The sequence below is a fragment of the Rhizobium johnstonii 3841 genome (genome assembly GCF_000009265.1).
Classification (GTDB): Bacteria; Pseudomonadota; Alphaproteobacteria; order Rhizobiales; family Rhizobiaceae; genus Rhizobium; species Rhizobium acaciae.
The window spans coordinates 321,936-342,138 of sequence record NC_008381.1; the positions used below are offsets into that span (position 1 = coordinate 321,936).

Annotated in this window: 20 protein-coding genes and 4 pseudogenes; 10 read left to right on the forward strand and 14 right to left on the reverse strand. The window is 57.8% G+C overall.

Annotated elements, in window-relative coordinates; all coding sequences use genetic code 11:
- Nucleotides 1-2: 2 nt before the first annotated feature.
- Together RL_RS28945 and RL_RS28950 are read left to right on the forward strand one after the other, a co-directional pair.
- Nucleotides 3-161: pseudogene (locus RL_RS28945) on the forward strand (GNAT family N-acetyltransferase); the annotation flags it as partial.
- A 381-nt stretch (nucleotides 162-542) separates the two neighbouring features.
- Entirely contained in the window at nucleotides 543-2,312 is a 1,770-nt protein-coding gene (locus RL_RS28950; protein WP_011654336.1) for a cadherin domain-containing protein, read from the forward strand.
- 200 nt (nucleotides 2,313-2,512) lie between these two features.
- Here the strand turns inward: RL_RS28950 and RL_RS38485 are convergent.
- From RL_RS38485 to RL_RS28980, 6 genes and pseudogenes are all read right to left on the reverse strand, one after another.
- Nucleotides 2,513-3,014, reverse strand: a pseudogene (locus RL_RS38485) (transposase); the annotation flags it as partial.
- 157 nt (nucleotides 3,015-3,171) lie between these two features.
- Complete coding sequence (locus RL_RS28965; protein WP_011654337.1) at nucleotides 3,172-3,537, reverse strand: GtrA family protein; 366 nt, start codon at nucleotides 3,535-3,537, stop codon at nucleotides 3,172-3,174.
- Nucleotides 3,534-4,238, reverse strand: coding sequence for an HAD family hydrolase (locus RL_RS28970; RefSeq protein WP_011654338.1), 705 nt, complete (start codon nucleotides 4,236-4,238; stop codon nucleotides 3,534-3,536). Before RL_RS28970 ends, RL_RS28965 begins: the two co-directional genes overlap by 4 nt.
- Nucleotides 4,235-5,221, reverse strand: a complete 987-nt coding sequence (locus RL_RS28975) for a UbiA prenyltransferase family protein (protein ID WP_011654339.1) — start codon at nucleotides 5,219-5,221, stop codon at nucleotides 4,235-4,237. Before RL_RS28975 ends, RL_RS28970 begins: the two co-directional genes overlap by 4 nt.
- A gap of 29 nt (nucleotides 5,222-5,250) precedes the next feature.
- Nucleotides 5,251-5,400 carry a hypothetical protein gene (locus tag RL_RS40860; RefSeq protein WP_244432397.1) on the reverse strand — a complete coding sequence of 50 codons (150 nt, stop codon included), beginning with the start codon at nucleotides 5,398-5,400 and terminating at the stop codon, nucleotides 5,251-5,253.
- A 377-nt stretch (nucleotides 5,401-5,777) separates the two neighbouring features.
- A complete protein-coding gene (locus tag RL_RS28980) occupies nucleotides 5,778-6,134 on the reverse strand; it encodes a hypothetical protein (protein ID WP_011654341.1) in 357 nt (118 codons plus the stop codon).
- A 91-nt stretch (nucleotides 6,135-6,225) separates the two neighbouring features.
- Here RL_RS28980 and RL_RS40865 point away from each other — a divergent pair, with 91 nt between their 5' ends.
- From RL_RS40865 to RL_RS29005, 5 genes and pseudogenes are all read left to right on the forward strand, one after another.
- Nucleotides 6,226-7,017, forward strand: coding sequence for a hypothetical protein (locus RL_RS40865; protein WP_041936831.1), 792 nt, complete (start codon nucleotides 6,226-6,228; stop codon nucleotides 7,015-7,017).
- Between the two features lie 41 nt (nucleotides 7,018-7,058).
- Nucleotides 7,059-7,310: a hypothetical protein gene (locus RL_RS28990; RefSeq protein WP_011654343.1), complete on the forward strand. Its 252-nt coding sequence runs from the start codon at nucleotides 7,059-7,061 to the stop codon at nucleotides 7,308-7,310.
- A gap of 302 nt (nucleotides 7,311-7,612) precedes the next feature.
- Nucleotides 7,613-8,082, forward strand: a pseudogene (locus tag RL_RS40870) (hypothetical protein).
- A gap of 209 nt (nucleotides 8,083-8,291) precedes the next feature.
- A complete protein-coding gene (locus tag RL_RS29000) occupies nucleotides 8,292-8,558 on the forward strand; it encodes a type II toxin-antitoxin system prevent-host-death family antitoxin (RefSeq protein ID WP_011654345.1) in 267 nt (88 codons plus the stop codon).
- Nucleotides 8,558-8,971: a hypothetical protein gene (locus tag RL_RS29005; RefSeq protein WP_011654346.1), complete on the forward strand. Its 414-nt coding sequence runs from the start codon at nucleotides 8,558-8,560 to the stop codon at nucleotides 8,969-8,971. Before RL_RS29000 ends, RL_RS29005 begins: the two co-directional genes overlap by 1 nt.
- 20 nt (nucleotides 8,972-8,991) lie before the next feature.
- Here RL_RS29005 and RL_RS29010 read toward each other — a convergent pair whose 3' ends face one another.
- The 3 genes and pseudogenes from RL_RS29010 to RL_RS29020 all read right to left on the reverse strand — a co-directional run bounded on the left by RL_RS29010 (nucleotide 8,992) and on the right by RL_RS29020 (nucleotide 9,955).
- Nucleotides 8,992-9,297: an alkylphosphonate utilization protein gene (locus tag RL_RS29010; RefSeq protein WP_011654347.1), complete on the reverse strand. Its 306-nt coding sequence runs from the start codon at nucleotides 9,295-9,297 to the stop codon at nucleotides 8,992-8,994.
- A 227-nt stretch (nucleotides 9,298-9,524) separates the two neighbouring features.
- Nucleotides 9,525-9,752, reverse strand: a pseudogene (locus tag RL_RS29015) (type II toxin-antitoxin system RelE/ParE family toxin); the annotation flags it as partial.
- Nucleotides 9,749-9,955 carry a ribbon-helix-helix domain-containing protein gene (locus RL_RS29020; RefSeq protein ID WP_244432407.1) on the reverse strand — a complete coding sequence of 69 codons (207 nt, stop codon included), beginning with the start codon at nucleotides 9,953-9,955 and terminating at the stop codon, nucleotides 9,749-9,751. The gene RL_RS29020 and the pseudogene RL_RS29015, both read right to left, overlap by 4 nt.
- Here RL_RS29020 and RL_RS40875 point away from each other — a divergent pair.
- The 3 genes from RL_RS40875 (at nucleotide 9,857) to RL_RS29030 (ending at nucleotide 14,156) form a co-directional block, all read left to right on the forward strand.
- Entirely contained in the window at nucleotides 9,857-10,204 is a 348-nt protein-coding gene (locus RL_RS40875; protein ID WP_244432408.1) for a hypothetical protein, read from the forward strand. The genes RL_RS29020 and RL_RS40875 overlap by 99 nt on opposite strands.
- Nucleotides 10,205-10,839: 635 nt before the next feature.
- Complete coding sequence (locus RL_RS29025) at nucleotides 10,840-11,721, forward strand: alpha/beta hydrolase (protein ID WP_041936832.1); 882 nt, start codon at nucleotides 10,840-10,842, stop codon at nucleotides 11,719-11,721.
- 290 nt (nucleotides 11,722-12,011) lie between these two features.
- Entirely contained in the window at nucleotides 12,012-14,156 is a 2,145-nt protein-coding gene (locus RL_RS29030) for a TonB-dependent siderophore receptor (protein WP_011654352.1), read from the forward strand.
- A 225-nt stretch (nucleotides 14,157-14,381) separates the two neighbouring features.
- On the opposite strand, the gene fhuB is transcribed toward RL_RS29030, so the two are convergent.
- The 5 genes from fhuB to RL_RS29055 form a co-directional block, all read right to left on the reverse strand.
- Entirely contained in the window at nucleotides 14,382-16,352 is a 1,971-nt protein-coding gene (gene fhuB / locus RL_RS29035) for a Fe(3+)-hydroxamate ABC transporter permease FhuB (protein ID WP_011654353.1), read from the reverse strand.
- Nucleotides 16,352-17,230 (reverse strand): iron-siderophore ABC transporter substrate-binding protein, encoded by an 879-nt coding sequence (locus RL_RS29040; RefSeq protein WP_011654354.1) that lies wholly within the window; start codon nucleotides 17,228-17,230, stop codon nucleotides 16,352-16,354. The genes fhuB and RL_RS29040 overlap by 1 nt, the downstream gene beginning before the upstream one ends.
- Nucleotides 17,231-17,243: 13 nt before the next feature.
- Nucleotides 17,244-18,038 carry an ABC transporter ATP-binding protein gene (locus RL_RS29045; protein ID WP_041936833.1) on the reverse strand — a complete coding sequence of 265 codons (795 nt, stop codon included), beginning with the start codon at nucleotides 18,036-18,038 and terminating at the stop codon, nucleotides 17,244-17,246.
- Between the two features lie 469 nt (nucleotides 18,039-18,507).
- On the reverse strand, nucleotides 18,508-19,410 hold the full coding sequence (locus RL_RS29050; RefSeq protein WP_011654356.1) for an MBL fold metallo-hydrolase: 903 nt from the start codon (nucleotides 19,408-19,410) through the stop codon (nucleotides 18,508-18,510).
- Nucleotides 19,411-19,495: 85 nt separating this feature from the next.
- Nucleotides 19,496-20,128, reverse strand: coding sequence for a DsbA family protein (locus RL_RS29055; protein ID WP_011654357.1), 633 nt, complete (start codon nucleotides 20,126-20,128; stop codon nucleotides 19,496-19,498).
- Nucleotides 20,129-20,203 lie beyond the last annotated feature (75 nt).

Below are 20,203 nucleotides of genomic sequence, written 5' to 3' on the forward strand. Positions count from 1 at the left end.
CGCAGCGGCAGGAGATCGCCACGGGGCTGAGGGAAGCGACGCGGGTTGCGCGGAAGCGCGGCGCCGAGTGGTTGCATGTCGATTTCGGGCCGCACCTGACCGGCGTCTATCGCGCCTGCGGATTTGCCCCGACCGAGGCGGGCCTCATCAAGCTGATGTGAGGTTTCCCGCGCGGAGAGCCTGAACAAGTCGAAGCCAACACCAACCTGCGATAGTGACGCGAATGGTCGCGTGTCGCAGCACTATCAAGGAACTCGCTGAAAGCACAACTTTCGCGAGAGAATCCCCATCCGAAAATGAAAGATAATGCTATTGAGAAACCAAACCATGGTTTTGAGTTCTCAAATTAAAATTCGTTTTCCCAGTATTTCATCCTTAGTTTTTCATTAAAAAGCAATGAAAATGCACAATTTTGCATTGAAAACCTAATCGGGGATTGGCATAGATCCGCAGGGGGTTGTCGTCCGTTGAAGCTGCAAGAACAGTTCTACTGAGGATTTCTCATTTTCATAGAATACAACGCATCTTTTGGAAAGTTTAATATGGCCTTGAATATTCTGAATACGAACGGCGCAACGATCACCAAGACCGGCGCCGAGTTCGAATCTTACGACGTCATCCGCAATTCCGAAATCAATCCTCTCCTCTCGGTCAATCTGGTCATCTCCGATTCCGGGACGGTTGATCTTGCTGACGAACTGGGCTCTGGCTCCGCGAATGTGACGGGCTCAAACGGCGACAATGCGATCACAACAGGCGCAGGCAACGATAACATCGATGGCGGCGAGGGCGCAGACACGCTGAATGGGGGCGCCGGAAACGATCTGCTTCGTGGCGGTAATGGCAATGACACGCTTGACGGCGGTGATGGCAATGACTGGCTCGCGGGCAGAGATGGCAATGATATTCTGAATGGTGGTGACGGCAATGACCAGATTATAGACGACGTCGGAAATGACGTCATCAGAGGCGGCTTGGGCAACGATACGATTTCCGATGGTGACGCCGGCGGCCGTAACCCTGAGGTCTTCGACATCAACGCGGGCGACGGCGACGATGCCATAAGCGTGAAGGGGCAGGGCTCCGGAACAATCGACGGCGGCGCGGGGATCGATACTCTCCAAGCCTCTGAGCTAAGAGGCCTGACGATCAAGAACATTGAAGTCCTTGAAACGGTGGGATATTGGGTTGCCGGTTCAAGCGCGCAGTTCGAAAGCTTTGACACGATCGTGTGGTCGACCGATCCGTTCCACAATTTTAACCCCGCATTGGCAGTGACAGACAGCGCCCACCTCGATCTTTCCGACGAACTGGGAGATCGCGGGGCTTTCGTTACCGGCTATGTCTCTGGCGTTGACGTCAAGACCGGCGGTGGTAGCGACGAGTTTACAGGCACCGATGGCAACGACATTTTCGACGGCAGCGGCGGCAACGACATCATCAATGGCAAGGCCGGCAATGACAAGTTGACCGGGGGCGCCGGCAACGACACCATCAATGGCGGCGCCGGCATCGATACCGCGATCTTCTCAGGTAATTTCGTCAATTATTCCTTCGCATTGAACAACAGCGATCACATTCTGACGAGCGCCCTGGAGGGCAAGGACACGCTGACGGACGTCGAATTCGTGCGCTTTGCCGACGGCGTCTACGATTTCGCCAAGGGAACCTTCACGCCCGACGCTAATGCCGCACCCATCAATCTCCAGCTCTCGAAAACCTCTGTCTCCGAGAGCACCCCAACTTGGACCACCCTCGGCCTACTCAGCGCTCACGATGCTGACGGTGACAAACTCACCTACAAGCTGATCGACGGCGCCGACGATCACTTCCGGATCAACGGCAACCGCATCGTCACCTCCAAGGCTCTGGATTACGAGACGGCGAAGTCGTACACGATCAAGGTGGCTGTCTCCGACGGCAAGGTCACGGTCGAAAAGGACATCACGATCAACGTGCTCGACGTCAACGAAGTACCTGTGAACAAGGCGCCGACCAATCTCGCCTTCTCGCGCGGCTCGGTCTCCGAGAATATCGCGATCGGCACTTCGGTCGGCCTTCTCTCGGCGGTCGATCCGGAGGGCAGCGTGGTGAAGTGGCGGCTGACGGATGATGCTGACGGCATCTTCAAGCTCGTCGGCAACAAGATCCAGACAAAGGCGGCGATCGATTTCGAAAGCACCCACAGCCTGACTTTCACCGCCGAAGCCTATGACGCTGCTGGAAACGCCACGAGCCACGATTTCACGGTGGCCGTGAAGGACGTCTTCGAGCCGTCCTTTTCGAGCTTGTCGCATGAGGCGTTGATCTAACTGCGACTGGATTGCCGTCAGGCGCGGAGATGCGTTGTGATCGTCTCTGGATGCGTTGCGAAGGGATAGGTCTGCCCCCCCCAATCTTTCTTACCAATTCCTGTGCTTGTCACAGGAATCCAGCCACGGTGCGTCCGCGCCGTGAATGACACTGCGGCAAGAAAGACACTCTCTTGCGCCCGGGGACTTGGGCGCACTCCAGCGTCATCAAGGACGGACAGGTATTCCCGAACCGAGCGGCTGGCGTCGTCCTTGACCTCCCGTTCCGTGCCGGGCACCGAACGTTGCTTATTGGCGTCGGCGGCGATCGGGTTGGAATCGACGGCCAACCCTTCGGCTCCGACCAGTCGTGAGCAAGACAGCGCTCCACGACCGTCTCGAACAGATGACGCAGGATGTCGCTTTGCCGGAAGCGGCCATGCCGGTTCTCGGAGAAACTGGAATGATCGGGCACCCTCCCATCCAGATCGAGCCGGCAAAACCAGCGATAGGCCAGAGTGAGATGGACCTCTTCGCACAGCCGCCGCTCCGAACGGATGCCCATGCAGTAGCCGATGATCAGCATCCGCATCATCAATCAGGATCAACCGACGGCCGGCCAGTGCCGCTATACAAGGGCTTTAGCTGCGTGCGCACGCTGTCGAGGTGCATCGGCAACGCGGAGTTCTTCAACACTATCTCTCCGAAGGGGACATTAAGCACATATTGATTAGATGCTGCTGGCGGACGCTTATCTCAGGCATGGTTCATATTGCGCCGCTGTCCAACAAGCCTTCCAACAAGGCTCCGCTGAACTTTCTCTTATTCTAGGCACCGTCCTTCAAAGGACGGAAAGATATGGCGCCGTCGCTCGCTGGCCCTACTTGAACACCCAGAGAAGGTTTATCAGGAAATTGAAGACGAAGGCCGCGCCGATGCCGAAAAGCTTTGCCCACAAGGGCGAGAGCCCGACCTGCTGCACGAGGATCAACGTCACGAAGACATTGATCGAGAGGCCGAGCAGTGCGCCGATCAGGAACAGTGAAGCGCGCTTCCGGCTTGTTGCCTGATTGAAGACATAGCGGCTGGTGGCGCTGTAATTGACGGCGGCCGCGATCAGCCAGCTCGATGTCGCCGAGAGCCCGAGGGGCACGCCAAACGCCAGCAGGCCACGAAACACCGTGAGGTCGACGAACGCAGCCAGCCCTCCGGTGAACACATAGCGGATAGCCTTTGACAAGATCATCCGGACGCTTCCTCTGCCCGCAGCGCTGCGAACACAGGGTCCGAATAGGTCGAAAAGGTCAGCCAGCCCTCCCGTGGCCCGTCGGAGCGAATGAGCGGCATGACACCGGCGCGGCGCGCCGCAATGCCATCCCGCTCGGGCCTGTCGCCTATCAAAACGGTTTGCGCCGGGCCGACGCCGGCGCGCTGCATCAGCAACTGCAGGCCGCGCGGATCAGGCTTCTGGATGCCGACGCCGGGATCGCTTGCGGCCAATATGTAATCGGCAGACAATGTCATCCTCTGCAGCTTCTCGTCGGCAGGATAATCAGAATAAATCCCGATCGACTTGTTCTGCCGTCTGAGCCCGGCAAACAACTCCACCAGCCCATCATACCGGCAGGATGCGATATAGGCGAGCGGACGGCGCTCGATCCACTCGCTGACGATTGCCTCTATCCTTTCGGCTGGCTGGCCGGTTCGCGCGACGGTTCGCGTCATCAGGCTCGCCTGAAAATCGTCGATCTCCCCCTCGCCGATGGCTTCACGCAAGGAGCGGTATGCGCGTAGCACACGCAGATTGGTCAGGCTGCCTCTCGCCACTGCATCAGCAATCAATTCGCCGGCCATTCGAAGGCGTAGCATGCGCTGGTTGTATAACGTTCCGTCGACGTCGAAGACGACGAACCGGATACTGCCCCAGTCGATATTCCTCGCGATCATCGGATGGTGATGTAATGCTGTTCGGTCAGCGTCACTAAAAGCGGAATGTCGACGAATGTCGCGAAGATGAAGGCCGCCGCCAGGGCCGCGACGATCGCGATCAGGCCGGGCTCGCGGAACAGCTTTTCCGGTTTCTGCGCCGTAGAGCCCGGTTTCGTCGCCATCACGAAATAGGCCGTGAACAGGGCTACGACGAAGGGCAAGACGAGCATGTACTCGATGCGATACTTGACCAGGAAGACGGACAGAAAGGCAATCGAAAACAGTGAATACGCAATGCAGGAGGCGGTCAGCGATACCTGCGTATACTTGGCGAAACTCGCCCGGTAGCGCGACAGCAACTCCTTGCCATGCGACGCGACGATCTCGTCATATTCCGATAAGCGTTTGGCCGCCATGAGGAACGCGCCGCCGAACCAGTAGGCCAGGATGATCGATCCCGGCGGCAGGCTCGTTGGGTCGATCATTGACCAGCCGATCACCAAGCGGATCGGATTATTGATCGATTCTGAGATGACGTCGAGATAGGTCTTATCCTTGCTTCTGATCGGATCGAGATTGTAGAGGATCCCCTGAATGGCAAACAGGCAGGCGACGAAGAACAGAAGTTTGCTCGAGAGGATGGCGCAGCCCAGGCCGACGATGAGCAGCACGGTCCATTCGAGCTGAACCAGCCTGCCGTTCATCGCGCATTGCACGGCGGACCGCTGCGATTTCGTCGGATGATGCCGGTCAAACTCGCGGTCGAACCACTCGTTAATGCAGTAGTTTGCGGATGCGATGCAGAGCGCGGTCACAAATCCGAGCAGGATCGAGGACGCCAGGTCGTCGGTTCTGACCCCCCGCAGAAGATAGGCGAGGATGATGCCAGGAACGATGAAAACATGCTTCGTACTGTGATCGAGCCGTGCAATGGCGATATAGTCGCGCAAGCCCGCTCGGCCTGATGCGGTCACCCTGCGGTCACCCAAGCTTGTGTTCATGCCGGACGCCTCCTTTTTCGTCAGACGGTCTATTTCCGATCACCGTCCAACAGATACACGTCATAGGTTTCGAAATAATTCGCAGGGCCGAATTCGGCGAGCAGCATCGTCGTCGACAGGAAATCGTCGATCTGTTGGCGCGAGGCATGGAAGGTCTCCAGTTGTAACCCTCCCGGCAAATCTGGTCCGGAACTATTCTCTTCAGCTTGTGCTGCATCAGGATTACCACTGGAGACCGGGTCTGGGCGCGCGGGTCCTGGCTAGTTTTCAGCGTCTCTCCAAGATCCGCGTCGAGCTGACCCTTCTTGGTGAAGCGGACGTAGGTCCTGAATTTCTGCTCGCGGGTCAGATATATCGGATCGTTGATGTAATATAGCAGGGCTTCCGCGAGATATTCCGGTTCGGCAACGATGGTTGCCTTGGCGAGTTAAGGCCGGGAGAGGATGAGACGGGCGAGATCCGCACTGCGGTGACTTGCCCTGAGAATTTACTCCAGAATGGATTAATGTCCGCCGCCGAGGTGGTGCATCAGAACTCGTCACTTAAAATAGGTTGCTTAGCCGGCTCCGAAGGAGCTCAATTTCTCCAGAAGCGCCCGTGAAATCTCGAACTGCCGTGCCGTTCCACGCCCCATCGAATTCTTGACGATCGTCTCGTCCAGCATCCCTCGCTTCACCAGCAGATCCACCGTCTCCTTGACGCCACTGCGTGTCAGAGCGGTAATTTCCATGATGCTGGAAAGCGTTAGCTTCTGGTGTGCCTGGTTCATGCTGTAGAGGATCGTCATCATGCCGACCTGCTTCAGCCTTGCCTGAGGCGTCTCGTCATCGTCGAGGGGATGATCGAGGATCTCATGCAGGATCAGGCCTGAAAAAGCGAGATTGTGCCATTGAGTCTTGAGTGCTCTTGTCATGCCATTTTACTGTGTTATATAAGTCAGTATAAATTGCTCTACACGCAAACCACCTCTTCCGCAATGGGATGTCCTTTGAAGGATCGTGCTCATGAAAACCTTCTGTTCAACTCAGTTGTCGCGGCCTGCTGCATATTGCCACCCTATCTTACCTCGCGTCGATCTCCAGGTTTTATCGGCTCTGTTCCAGATCATTGAGACTGACGAGATCGAGGCTATCATCCGGGCCACGCCAACTGGCGCTTTCGCGCGCCGCCTCTGGTTCCTGTACGAGTGGCTGACCGATCGGCAGCTTGATATTCCCGATCCCGGGAAGGTGCGGATGGTGACGATCCTCGACCCGGATCAGCAATATGCACTAGCCGAAGGCGATCCATCTCCGCGGCACAAGGTCTCGAACAATCTGCCGGGCACGCCGGCATTCTGCCCACTAGTTCGCCGGACGCCGGATCTCGCCGCGTTCTCGCAAAAGGCGCTCGGTGAACGGGCCCGCGAGGCGATGGGTCGCGTCCGTCCCGATCTTGTAGCGCGTGAATGGCCTACGCAGAGTGTGAGGGATTTTCACGGACAGCCGCTGCCTGAGCGCGGTGAACCGGCGGGCTATGCCGCGATCATGGCACGCTACGATCTGATCTTGCCGCCACCTATAAGGATGACCGCGATAGCCGAGCGACATCATCCGACATCAACCGAGGCGTGGTTGATGCTGACGCCCCGATATCGTCCACAGCCCGAGCTTGGCCCTCATCTGGTTTTTGCCTTCAGATACGAAGGCGCGCATCAGCGTCTCCGCGAAATTGGATCACTCGGTCTAGACCCAACCGTGAAAGTCGTTCACAGCTTGCGCAAAACTATCACCTCTTCTTCTTTTTGTGAACACTAATCACCAGGCTCGGGAGCAAGTCGGCGGTCGATAACGGAGGAGTGGCAAACAAGCTCTGCTTTGCTCGCCTCAGCATCCATTGGTTTCCGTTTGGTCTTCGTGTTCCCCAGAATTTGGCGCAGCTGGCAGAGACGTTCGACCTGGCCGGCACGCTTCGCGCAGAGGCAATTGCGCAGGGACTGCCCATCGCCTTCAGAAAAGCCGACCCTCTTCGGGATATCAGGCCCATCGCCGCCTTAGCGAACTCCAGCTCCGGGAAAAAGATAGGGCAGCAGCGGAACAGCACCGGCTGATCGCGGACAAATTGTGGGCAGGCAAAGATGCGGACGTCAGCCTATAGCCTGCGATCCAGGCAAAGGAAATCAGGCTGTAGCCTTCGAGCTGCGGGCGGTCGGCAGTATCGACTTCAGGATCGGGTTCGGCGTTGCCTGGGACAAGGAAGATCCAAATCCGGCGTCAAGGACGGCGCGGTCTCCCCCAATTTTTCCGCAAGCGACAAAATCGGTTCCCCCGCTTGCAAGCCGCGGTCCGCGGTCCTCGACCCCTCTTTGCCGGGGAGTGGCCGATCTACGTCAAAGATGAAGGAGATCACATTATGACAACCGATCAGAACCTCATGCTCTGCGCCAAGCTTTCTGGCTTTCGGCTTGTCGTCCTCGCAAACCGCTTCGGTTGCGACAGCGGTTTCTCGCGAGAGCTTCATGATCGCCTGGTTGAGGGGCTCGACGCGGCAATCGCTCGGATACAGGTAATCATGGCATTGGAACGACGTGTTTTCACCGGAGAGGATGAATTCGCCGGATATCAGCTGCAGGGCGAGAACGAGATTTTTGGGCGCTTGACCATCAATCTGCTGGATGATCTCGAAATCGACGTCGGCACCTACGAATACCGCATCAATGGCGGCAGTTGGATCAACGCTTTGACGGCCGATGACGGTGGGGTCGAGTCCGGTTTCCGACATTGGTTGGGTTGACCGACGAAGAATTCGGATCACTGGCATGGATTATTAGGGATATCACGCTGGAAACTGGCATCCCCGTTCATGCGGTGCGCGCCATTTGATCCTCGTGGTAAAAGGCGCTTCAGACGCTGAGAGGCGGTGGACGACGCCCGCCTCACAATTGGCGATCGCCGCAGCCGTTGTGAGCTGAGCGGCAATGGCGGGCGCCGCAATTCCCGTCCGCGCAAGGCCGCAACGCCTCAAACCAGCAATTTGCAGCATTGTTGGAAATGCTGTATATTGCAACAAATACGGCAACAAGGAAACCCATATGTCCAAGTCAAGCGGTTCCTATTCAACCAGCGACCTCTCCCGTAAGTCTGGCGACATCATCGCCGAGGCCCTCCGCCATCCAGTGACCATCACCCAGCGGAATAAACCCCGACTGGTCCTCCTCAATATCGAAGACTACCAACGGCTGATGAAGCAGTCGGATCGGCGCACCGCCGGGACCATTGAAACGATGCCCGATGAACTGTTTGCCGAGTTCGAAAACGCCGTCGAGGCCTACGCCGGCGAGGACGAGGCAGGCCACTGATGAACTACGAGCTGATCCAGACCGCAAGCGTCATACGCTATCCCTATCTATGGGCGAGAGAGGCTGGGCGTGGAGAGACGGAAGGACGCAAGGAGCGGCCGGTGGCCGTCGGCGTGAGAATGCCGCGGCCGGACGGGGATCTGGTTCTCTTCTTTCCCATCACCACCAAGCAGCCGGAGGCGTCGCGGTTTGCTGTGGAAGTGCCGGCCATCGAAAAGCGCCGCGCCGGCCTCGATGCCGATCGCAGGCTTTGGATTATCTTCGATGAGTTCAATACCGACATCGTCGGAAATTCATTCTATCTTGAGCCTGAGCCGCCAACCGGCCGCTTCAGCAAAGCCTTCTTCCTGCCGCTGCTGCGCGAATTCATCCGTCGCCGCAAGTCGGCCACGGAGGTCAGCCGATTCCGCTGAGCAGGCCCTGAGAACTCGAATTAGCGTTTGCGCACGAACTCGGTGCGTAGAACGAGGCCCTTAATTCCATCATGGCGGCAATCGATCTCCTCGGGATTATCAGTGAGGCGGATCGACCTGATGACGGTGCCCTGTTTCAGCGTCTGGCCGGCTCCCTTGACCTTCAAATCCTTGATGACGGTGACCGAGTCACCATCGGCAAGAACATTGCCGCTTGCGTCTCGAACGACCGCGTCACCGCCACTGGCGGATGCTGCCATCTCCGAAGCCGGACGCCATTCGCCAGTCACTTCGTCATAGATGTATTCGTCATTTTCAGCGGCCATGCTCGTCTCGGTTCCTCAGAAGTCCTTGGCGCCTTCCGTGCGGGAGCGGCGTACAAAGGCGCTTATCGCAGACGTCCGCCCAACGCAACTCGGGCGGCGCTGCTGAACGTGTGAGCTCGTCAAGTTCGCACGAAGCGATTGGCCTTTGCTTGCGCATCCAATGAAGAAGCAGGGGCGAAAATCGTGCTGGTCGGCGATGCGATGCAGCTTCAGCCGATCCAGGCGGTATAGGGGAAAGCCTTCAGCGACATGCTGCGCAGATCGGGCAAACCGAGTTCATATGCGTAGCGCGATGAACCCGATGAAGGATGCTTTGCGATCAAACCAAATGTCGACTGCAGCGCGTCAACGAAGCTAATCGCGACTTGAGCGCCAGCCTCGCGAGCATAGTAGTCCACGGCATTCTCGATATCCCCGCGGGCCGACTCGCGGGGAACGATAGACTTTGCAATCACTTGGAGCTTTGCCGCGAGGCACGGGCTCGCAGGCTATCGAAATAGGCGGCATCAACCGGCTCGGTCGTCTCGAATGAAGCACCCTCAAGCAGGAGACTGCGCAAGTGCTGCCGATCTTTGTCGTGACGGATCAACTCGCGGACGTATTCGCTGCTGGTACCATAGCCTCGCCCGGCGACCTGCTGGTCGACGAACTGCTTCAGGTTATCCGGCAGCGAAATATTCATAGTGCTCATTGGGCTAAAATAGCCAGCATGGCAAAATTTGGCAAGGCGAGAAATCCAGGTGGAGGTTACCGCTCGAGGCAGGCGCTCGCTACTCTCGCGAAGCTAAACGCGCACGTTCAGATACCTCCAGCGTCATTGCGAAGCCTGCCTTTGCTTTTGGAAATCCACAATCTCTTCCGTCCCCAGATGTTTGAAAACGCCTACCCAAAAGGTGAAATCACCTGAGCGACCATCGTAGCGCGCACATAGTGCGCACCAGGCGGCCGCTGTTTTCGCATCTTGTCCGTAAAGCGATCGGGCAGCAGTACTTATGTTCCCAACATCTGCATCACTCCAAAAATCCGGTGCCGTTTTGGTGCAGCCGGCTGAGAACCTTTTGAACATTTCGCGCATTAAAAAGTCCCGTTACCGTCCGGAAACAGCCCGTCAAATTATGCCGGAAAAAGCCGATGACGACCGAACGAGCTACACTACCTCTCGGGACATCATCGGCCGTGATGCTTGAGAAGTGGTGGCTCTGACGTGTAGTTCACGTTACCGCCTAGGGGCTGCAAACTCAGGAAAGCTACGAAACAGACGTCGGCTTAGCAGTGTTCGGAGATGATTGAATTGAGGCCCTTGTGAATTCATCTGTGGGATCGAAATGCGGCTCGATAGCTCCGGGTCTTCAAATCATGCCCGGACGAGGTTAGATCAGCCTCTGTAAACCTTCGAACCGTGACTGCCATGATGCGCTTTCGCGGAAGCCAGGATATCAGCAAAGAGTTGCACCGACCTTGGAAAACTTCGAAACCTGCCGGTGAACAGCACCGATATCAATTTCCCTTCCCCTATCCTCCCAACCATCAGAAAACTTTCTCATGACCAATCCCATCAGCGTCTATTCGATGCCCGGAACGTGTTTTTTCGATCTGGCTCCTGCTGCGGGCGGCGAGCCCTATCGCTTATTCCTTTCCATTCCGGCGGAGAAACCGCCTGCGGGAGGATGGCCGCTTCTCGTCATGACCGACGGCAACGCCACTTTCCCCTTCGCAGTCGCCAGCTTGGTCACGCAGGCACCTTACCCAACGGGGACGAATGTCGGTTGGGGGGTGATCGCGGCGATCGGCTACCCCTCCGACGAGCCCTATGATCCGCTCCGCCGGTCTTGGGACCTGGGGCCTCCGCCGGTCAAATCCTATCCGCCGTTCGTTGAGGGTGGTCCGCCGGTTGTCATCGGAGGGACCGGTAAGCTGGTGGATTTCATCGAGAACGAGCTTATACCGCGGATTGCGGAGATGGTGATCCTGGATCCGATGCGCCGATCGCTTTTCGGACATTCCTTCGGCGGCCTCTTTACTCTCTATGCCCTGTTCGAGCGTCCAGGTCTGTTTGCCAATTGGATTGCGGCCAGCCCAACCATCTATTGGGAGAACAGTGAAATCCTCAAGAACGAGGCGCAGCGTCAAGACGCACCGGGGAATGCACCCTTCCTGCATTTGTCCGCCGGAGAATACGAAGGCGATGAGCTGGCTCCCTTCCAGTACCGCAACGAGGATGCCACCGCACGCCTGGAGAAGAGGAAGACGGAACGGACCGTCCTCCTGGCGCGGGAGATGGCGGAGCGATTAAACGGCACTACCGACGGATTGCGTACCGAATTCGAGCTTTATGCCGGCGAGACCCACATGTCCGTTCTTGCGGCGGCCGTGAATCGCGCGGTTGGCATCGCATTCGCTGTCCAGAGTTTGACCGACATGTGACGCTCTCTGCAAGTGCTTCATCGGTGAATAGACCCGGCGGTTGGACGATCGTCCTTGAGACGAACGTCCTCGCGCGTGCACTCGTCAAGGTCAGTGCCAGATGGGGCGTTCAGGATTACATCCTCTCTCCGTGTTGTCCCCAAACCTCACGGTCCCGACCAGGAGCAAATATAGTCACAAAAGCGTGACTATTAAGTTGACTCCAATTCTCCTGTTTTAGTAAACGGAATCGCTGCAGTGGCCGGAGGGGCGGCCGTCACACTGCTCGATATGCTCTGACAGGGGATAATATGACAGTAGGACTACAGGGAAAGTTGCGTGTGTTCACAAGCCGATTGATTGCGAGCAGCGCTTTGATGACAGTGTCGTTCGGATCGGTGGGCATTGGCTGGGCACAAGACAATTCGGCGGAAGAGGCGACGCAATTGGCCCCGATCGTCATAACCGGCAAGTCGGATCGTGTGGTTGGCCCTGATCGCACCATCGTTGCCAAGGATACCGCCACAGGCACCAAAACAGATACTCCGGTCTTCGATGTACCGGCGTCAGTGTCGGTGGTGACGCAAAAAGAGTTGGAAGAGCGTCATGTGGACAATCTTCAGCAGGCGGTCGCTTATACCGCCGGCGTCTTTTCAGATGAGTTCGGTAACGACGATCGCTACGATTATATAAGAATTCGCGGCTTTGATCAGACGGCGCTTGGCACCTACCGGGATGGACTGGCGGCGCGTATTCCCGCCTGGTTCACCGCCAGCCGCCTCGAACCCTATGGTCTTCAGCGCGTCGAGGTCCTGAAAGGGTCGACGTCGACCCTCTTTGGCCTTAACGGGCCGGGAGGACTCGTCAATGCAATCACCAAGCGTCCCTTGGATGAGAAGCATGGTGAAGTTTACACGTCGTATGGGGATGGTACCAAGGAGGTGGGTGCGGATTTCGGCGGCCCGATCGATGCCGATGGCGTATGGACCTACCGGCTTACCGGACTTGCGAAGGACGGTGACCAAGGCTTGGATTATTCGAACGACGACCGCACCTACATTGCACCGGCACTGACGATCAAGCCGGAAGAGGGCACCTCGCTCACCATTCTGACCGATTATTATAAACGCGATGGAACGGGCGCGCGGGGTGTTCCGACCGGCGCAAATATCGATATCGACACTTTCCTCGGCGAACCGGACTTCAATCGCTTCAATACGGAGCAGACCGACATCGGCTATCAGTTCGAGCACGAGATCAACGACAACCTGACCTTCCGCTCGAATGCCCGCTATACGCATCTCGAGCTCGACTATGCCGAAGTCTATGGCGCATCGCTGGATCCGACGGCCAATCGAACGGCGTTCTCGGTCGACGGCATGTCCAACCGCTACGCCTTCGACAATCAGCTGCAGTACGATACCGGATGGGACGGGATCGACAGCAAGACGCTGGTCGGCGTCGACTACACCAGTGACAATACGCGCGAAAACATCCTGTTCGGCACGGCGGGGCCGATCGATATTGATAATCCGGTCTATTGCGGTCTTTCCTGCATTAACCTTGGGCCTTACGTGAACTGGCGCGTCAAGCAGCAGGCGCTCGGGATCTATGCTCAGGAGCAATTGACGTTCGACGATCGATGGATCGTTACCCTGGGCGGACGATGGGACCAGGTTCACACGACTGCGGATTACCTCGATAGCGGGACAAGTGACGACGACACGGCGTCAGCTTTCACCAAGCGGGCCGGACTGACGTATAAATTTACGCCGAATCTCGCAGCTTATGCGAACTATTCGGAAAGCTTCCAACCGCTCGTCGCGCAGACCGCAAACGGCTACGCTGTGACGGGATCGTTGAAACCACAGCAGGGTGAACAATACGAGGTTGGCCTCAAATATCAGCCGGATGGGTTTGACGGCCTCTTCACCTTGGCGCTGTTTGATCTTACCCAAACCAATGTGCCGAGCTATGTCAGCCCTCTGGTGCAGGAGCAGATTGGCAAGGTTGGTGTGCGCGGCATCGAACTTGAAGGGAAAGCCGCAATCAACGACAGGCTCAATCTGACGCTTGCCTATTCCTATTGGGATGCTGAAATCCGCGAAGACGGGACAGGCGGCAATGTCGGTAACCGGCCTTCCCGCGTGCCGCGACATCTGGCATCGGCCTGGCTCGATTATACGATTCCGGGAGATGGATGGCGCGGTGACCTGACGATCGGGGGAGGTGTCCGATATATCGGTCAAACCTACGGAGACGATGCAAATAGGGTGTCGCTTGCCAGCTATACGCTGGTTGATGCCGCGGTCAGCTACAAGGTGACCGAGGGCGTGACGCTGGCCGTCAATGCAACGAACCTATTTGACCATAAGTATCTCGCCACCAGCTATTACGGAACTGAGTTCTACGGCGATCGGCGTAAGGTCGTCGGCACGCTGAAGTATTCCTGGTAAAGTGGCGGGCGCCGCCTTTGTCCGATCAAGGCGGCGCCCGCAATCTGAGCGTCGAAAGAAGCAGTTGTCCACGAAGAAGCCGAACTATCGCGCCGGTGTCCCTGCCGTTGTCGGCGTCGTGGATGACCGCTTGTCTGCGGATCTTGGCTGACGGAGCAAAAACGCTCCTATTAATGGCGGGTTTTCATCACCGCGATGACACCCACGGCCCTGCGCGCGCAACCCTCAGCTGGCACCGCGCTTCCGCATCATCAGCATCAAGAACGGCGCTCCGATGAGCGCGGAAACGAGACCGGCGGGGATCTGGTAGGGCGATACGATCGTGCGGCCGACGAAATCAGCTCCAACCATAAGCCCCCCTCCGATCAGAGCGGCGCCGACCATCTGCGGCAGCGCGCGCGCCAATCCCGCTTCCCGCGCAAGGTGAGGTCCCATGAGGCCGATGAATGACAATGGGCCAACCGTGAGCGTCGCGGCAGCCGTCAACAATCCTGCGAGGCCAAAAAGCGCACATCGCGATTTCGCCAAGGGTATACCGACCGCCGCCGAAGGCGACGGCCCAAGCGGAAGGATGTCAAGCCAGCGGCGAGCGGCGAAAGATACGGTAATCAGCACGGCGCCGAGCGCCACCTCCATTGCGGCGGTCGACCCCTCGATAAGATAGGTGGACCCGCTCATCCACCGCATCAGCAGAACTGCTCTCGGATCTCCCGTCGAGCTCAACACGCCGACGACGGCATCGACCATCGCGCTTAAAGCAATGCCCGCCAGCAGGACTCGTTCAGGCGCGAACGCCGATCGCCGGGAGCTGACGAAGATGACAACAAGAACGCTGATCGCACCGACCACGGCAAATCCAAATTGCCCGGAAAACCCTGGAGCAACGGCAAACAGGGCAATTGCAACACCGAAGGTCGCGCCGGCACTGATTCCCAGAACTTCGGGACTTGCCATTTCGTTTCCGGTCAGCCGCTGAAGGATCGAGCCCGCGACCGCAAGCATGGCGCCCGATGTCAGGGCGGCGAGGATTTTAGGTATCCTGATAGCAAGGACATCGACCGAAAATTCGCCTGATGTAAAAGCCCAGCCGCCATTGATGTCGCGTCCGAGAAAAGCGCTGACCATCAACAGTACGAGCAGGCCGGCGGCCGCGATGATGACCGATCGGGTTCCATCCCATCGACGTGGCCGTCTGAACGCCGGCGATTGCTGTAGTCTATGACGGATCTTCAGCCGCGGCAGGAGCGCGAGAAGCAGCGGCGAACCGAAGATGGCTGTTACCGCCCCCGTCGGCAAGAAATCACCAAGTCCGCCGGCGACGAGTTGCAGGATAGAGTCGGCGAAGAACAGCAGTCCGGCGCCGATCAGGGGAGACCAGAGGATGAGCTGCGCGGGACGCCGTGCTCCGGACAATCGCGCAATCGTCGGCGCGACCAGCCCAATGAAACCAATCACCCCAACGGCGCTCGTGACAAATGCAGCAAGTGCTACGGCAAGGGCGAGGACAACGAAACGCAGCCGGACCAATCTGACGCCGAGTGCCGTGGAGCTGCTCTCGCCAAGATCGAGCAGCGAAAGCGGTCTCATCACGAAAGCGCAGCCGATGGCGATGACAGCCAACTTCCAAAGAAGCGACAAGGGAATGACCCAGCTTTGCTGTGCCAGCGAGCCGGCGCCCCAGATGAACAGGCTGGAGAGGTAGCGCTGGTTCAAATAGGTCAGGATGGCAGCGAGGCCGCCGCACCAAAGACTGAGAACCAGCCCCGACAGAACAAGCGAATAAGGCGAAAAACCGCGGCGCGCCCCCAGGCTGACGACGATCGCAGCAGCGGTCGCACTGCCGATCAGAGCGACAAGATCGCGGCCGGCGCCAAGCAAGTCGGGGAGAAACAGCGATGTTACCACCAACGCCAGATTTGCTCCCGCCGACACGCCAAGGGTGGTAGGATCGGCGAGCGGGTTTCGCAAAACCTGCTGAAACAGCGCGCCGGACAAGGCAAGCGCGGCTCCGGCAATCAGCGCCGTCGCAAGACGGGGAAGCGTCGAATAGGTGAACACCATTCGCGTGACATCGTAATCCGGTCGAGCGATTTCTGACAGCGCAGGAGCGGCAAGAAACCACGATGCCACGCCTCCACCGCACAACAGGAGGAGGAAGACTATTGCTGGCCCGATATTGTCGCGGCGGGAAACCATCAAGCGTCCTTCTCCAGAAGATCTGTCAAAAGGCCTGCGAAACGCATGGCTTCGTTCACCATCCCGAACATCAGGGCTGGCGGCAGAATCGACAGATGGCCTGGACGCGCAAACGAAAGCCTGTTCCACAGCGGGCTCTGAGCGAGTTTCGGAAGAACGTCCGGAGGAAGGGGGTCAAAGGCGATCAGACGCGCGTCCGGATCGGTGACCTTGGAGAGATCTTCAATCCCGATCGTTTCAAAGCCCCAGTAATTCGACGCTCTGGTCCAGGCATTCCGGACACCGATGCGCTCGAGCACATTGTGGAACAGTCCGGGACTCGAGTAGATGCGGGCATGGCGGGCATCCATGAAATTCACCAGGGCGACCGGCGGCAGGTTCTTGCCCACGAGGCGACTGCGGCATTGCGCAAAGAAGACGTCGGCGCGCGCGAGGAATTGCTCTGCTTCATTCTCACGGCCAAGCTCAACGGCCAATTTACGCGTCGCCGCGATGGCAGCGGGAAGAATAGGTCCAATGCCCGGCGTAAAGATTTCCAGCCGAACGACTTTCGCCACCGACTGAAGCTTGGGCAATAGCTCATCCAGGTAAGGTGTGGTCAAGATAATGTCGGGCTTCAGCGTGACGAGAATTTCAAAATTGACCTCGAACGAACTGCCGATATCGACGACGGATTTTGGCATCGGCGGCTCGACAACCCATCTGTCCCAATCGGCGAGGTCCGAAATCCCGACTGGAGGCAATCCGAGGGATAAAAGAGTGGACGCAAGACCGTAGTCGAGGCTGACGATCCTTGGGCCCATCGACTGTGCAAACAGCGGAGCTGGAATGACCGAGGCCGCCGCGAACTGCAAAAAGGTGCGCCTCGAAACCCCCATTGAACAACCGGCCTCAGCAAACATAGGCGAGCGGATAGGGCAGGTTGGGCGCGGAGATCACATCCATGTCGATCCCATAGATCTCTTGCAGCGTGTTCGGCGCAAGGATCGCGCTCGATGTTCCGCTGGCAACCACGCGACCGCGTTTCAATGCATGGATCCGATCGCAAAAGCGAGCGGCCATGTTGATGTCGTGGAGAACGATGATGACACTCCTTCCACCTTCATGCGCCAAGCGTCGCACAAGTGAGAGCACCTCGACCTGATGAGCAACGTCGAGTGCCGCAGTCGGTTCATCGAGCAACAGGCAGCGAGCATCCTGAGCGATCAGCATCGCAATCCAGGCACGTTGCCGCTCGCCGCCCGATAGCGTTCCTATGATACGGTCGGCGAACGTCTCGATATGCGTGGCTCGAAGGGCGTCTTCGACTTTCTCTTCATCGTTCTTGGTGAAGCGGCCGAGCGCTCCGTGCCACGGATAACGACCGCATCCCACAAGCTCGCGGACCGTCATTTCCGCTCCGGTCGTGACGTCCTGGGGCAGATATGCGACCGAACGCGCAAAGGCGCGTTCGCTATACATCCTCAGATCCTGGTTCCCGTAAGAGATCGATCCAGTGCTCGGCACAAGCTGGCGAGCTAACATTTTGAGAAGACTGGATTTGCCGGAACCGTTGTGGCCGACCAGCGCGACAACTTCTCCTGCCGGAAACTTAAGGCTGACGTCGCAGAGAATTTCGTTCCGCTCGATCAAAAGACTGATATTTTCGGCGACAAAAGTTTCAGCCGTTCGAGGCGGATCTTGCATCGGGAGTATAGCCACGTGACATCCTTTAACCGGGTGATAGGTCGGTACTAAAGATGAGAGCGGCAATCAACTATTTTTGTTGGTCCTCAGGCTACTAGCTCCTCGTCATCCTCGTGCAGGCGGCCCCGGCTTTCGGCCGGCAGTGCCGGCTTCTGTAAGCGACTAAGGGGAGGAGGAAAGCCTGGAATCCTCTCATGCGTGTATCTTCCTGAAGAAAGTTTTGATATTATCGTTATTTCGTAGTCATTTGCTGGATTTCTCGCGGCGGGCCAGTGAAGGGTGCGGCAATTATAGATTGTGTAAAATGGCATAAGCTGAATTATGGAACCACGCTATCGGCTTTCAGTCGAACTTCGACGACAGAGGGTAAGCTCTACTTAAGTGCTGAAGACTGCGTCACCACTTTTGCGGCCTTTCTGGAGGTGAAGGGCCCTCCCAGGCCCTTCGGATCAGTTTGAAGATCGGCCGTTCAGCCCCACTTCATTTCTCCCTTGGCAACTTTGGAGCCTATGTCGAGCGCAACGCTCATGCCAAGACCGGGGAAGCGGGCTTCCATGGCGGCCTTCAGCGCGGCGGAATCGGCTGCCTTGGCGATTTCTTCCTCGAAAGCGAGCAGATAGCTCCTCGTGTGTTCGACAGCGGACAGATCGGTTGCCGCTTCTGGCATCATGTGACCGGGAACGACAACCGTCGGCTTGCGCGCGCTGATTTTGTCGAGGGTGGCCACCCAAGCGGCACGCTGCTCCGATGCCTGGGTGTCGGCCGTCCACACATGAACGCCCGAGAAGATCATGACGCCCCCGAAAACAGCATTCAGCGACAGCACGAATAGGTACCGGCGATTGCTTAACCCTGCCTCGGCCGCGACAATCTCGACGGTCTCACCATCGACTGTGAGGCTTGAAGCGTCGAAGGCTTCAGGCATGACGATGTCTGCAAGGGTCTGCGGGCCGTTCTCCTTGAGCTGCGGCCCCCAAACGGCAAGCTTTTTCTCGACATTGCCCTTGATCGCTGCAATCGTATCGGAAGCTGCCAGCACTTTTGTGCCGGGGAAGGCTTCGAGGACCGGCTTCAGGCTGAAGTAATAGTCCGGATCGGACTGGCTGACATAAATCGCGTTCAGCGTCTTTCCCGTGGCCTTGATGGCTTCCGCCAGCGCACGGCCGTCGGGATAGCTGAACCCGCCATCGATCAGCAATGCTTCGCTGGGGCCGGTAAGCAGCGTCGGAGCGCGAAAGAAGCCATTCTGACCGGCGGGGAAGTGCTTCCACGCCAGTTTTGATCCGGTCGCGTTGCCGAGGCCGGCAGGCGCAAAAACGGCAACCGCGCCGGCTGCGAGCGTGGCTTTCATGATTTCTCTCCTTGAGTACATGGTTGTCTCCGATGATCTTCAGTTTCGATTTCTGCTGCGAGTGTTTGTCGGTAGGTTCATGGAATGGTCTGCTGAAAATGAACGATCACGCCGCCTGAAGCTCGGCAGCAAGTCGGTCAAAGCCGCCGAATAGGGCATCGCTGGGCAGCATGCGGCGCCTATCGCCCTCGCCAATAAAAAGTGCGGGGACACCATCCATCCGGAATGCAGCCATGAGTTGGCGGGACTTCCCGATCCTTTTGCGATAGATATCGAGCAGAGCCTCGTCCGGAGCCCGGACACGAGCGGCGGCATCGGGAAACTCGGCCTGATCGAGAACGTTGGCCACGACAGCGATCTCCGAGGTATTGCGGCCGTCAACATAGCGAGCGCTTTGAAGTGCCTTCAGGGCATCGCCTTCCCTGTCGAGTTGCGTCAGCCCGACGGCTATGATCCCAAGCGTCGCAGGGGCTGAGTCGAACATACCGTCTGCGCCCCCGAGAACCTGATCGCGATAGAGCTGGCTGAAGACCTGCCCCGTGAGCCGGTTGATCCGCTGGTCATTGTGCCAGGCATAGGCAGCAAAGCGTTCATCCAGCGGACGGGCGCCTTCGCCCGCGAAGAGGCCGCTCGGCGCAAGCTCGACGGTGAGGTTGTCGAGCATGGCCAATTTGGCGAGCACGGGCGCCGCACCATAGCACCAGCCGCAAAGCGGATCGTAGAGATAGGTAAGATGCATGTCGGACCATCCTTGAAGCGATGGACAACAGATAGTGCACTTCTATTGAGTGATAAATATTGTTAAATGTGACAG

What these genes read in the sequence shown, in the direction of transcription:
- RL_RS28950 (WP_011654336.1), top strand. Translation starts at nt 543, where the DNA reads ATGGCCTTGAATATTCTGAATACGAACGGCGCAACGATCACCAAGACC.
- RL_RS28965 (WP_011654337.1), bottom strand. Translation starts at nt 3,537, where the DNA reads ATGATCTTGTCAAAGGCTATCCGCTATGTGTTCACCGGAGGGCTGGCT.
- RL_RS28970 (WP_011654338.1), bottom strand. Translation starts at nt 4,238, where the DNA reads ATGATCGCGAGGAATATCGACTGGGGCAGTATCCGGTTCGTCGTCTTC.
- RL_RS28975 (WP_011654339.1), bottom strand. Translation starts at nt 5,221, where the DNA reads ATGAACACAAGCTTGGGTGACCGCAGGGTGACCGCATCAGGCCGAGCG.
- RL_RS28980 (WP_011654341.1), bottom strand. Translation starts at nt 6,134, where the DNA reads ATGACAAGAGCACTCAAGACTCAATGGCACAATCTCGCTTTTTCAGGC.
- RL_RS40865 (WP_041936831.1), top strand. Translation starts at nt 6,226, where the DNA reads ATGAAAACCTTCTGTTCAACTCAGTTGTCGCGGCCTGCTGCATATTGC.
- RL_RS29000 (WP_011654345.1), top strand. Translation starts at nt 8,292, where the DNA reads ATGTCCAAGTCAAGCGGTTCCTATTCAACCAGCGACCTCTCCCGTAAG.
- RL_RS29005 (WP_011654346.1), top strand. Translation starts at nt 8,558, where the DNA reads ATGAACTACGAGCTGATCCAGACCGCAAGCGTCATACGCTATCCCTAT.
- RL_RS29010 (WP_011654347.1), bottom strand. Translation starts at nt 9,297, where the DNA reads ATGGCCGCTGAAAATGACGAATACATCTATGACGAAGTGACTGGCGAA.
- RL_RS29025 (WP_041936832.1), top strand. Translation starts at nt 10,840, where the DNA reads ATGACCAATCCCATCAGCGTCTATTCGATGCCCGGAACGTGTTTTTTC.
- RL_RS29030 (WP_011654352.1), top strand. Translation starts at nt 12,012, where the DNA reads ATGACAGTAGGACTACAGGGAAAGTTGCGTGTGTTCACAAGCCGATTG.
- fhuB (WP_011654353.1), bottom strand. Translation starts at nt 16,352, where the DNA reads ATGGTTTCCCGCCGCGACAATATCGGGCCAGCAATAGTCTTCCTCCTC.
- RL_RS29040 (WP_011654354.1), bottom strand. Translation starts at nt 17,230, where the DNA reads ATGGGGGTTTCGAGGCGCACCTTTTTGCAGTTCGCGGCGGCCTCGGTC.
- RL_RS29045 (WP_041936833.1), bottom strand. Translation starts at nt 18,038, where the DNA reads ATGCAAGATCCGCCTCGAACGGCTGAAACTTTTGTCGCCGAAAATATC.
- RL_RS29050 (WP_011654356.1), bottom strand. Translation starts at nt 19,410, where the DNA reads ATGTACTCAAGGAGAGAAATCATGAAAGCCACGCTCGCAGCCGGCGCG.
- RL_RS29055 (WP_011654357.1), bottom strand. Translation starts at nt 20,128, where the DNA reads ATGCATCTTACCTATCTCTACGATCCGCTTTGCGGCTGGTGCTATGGT.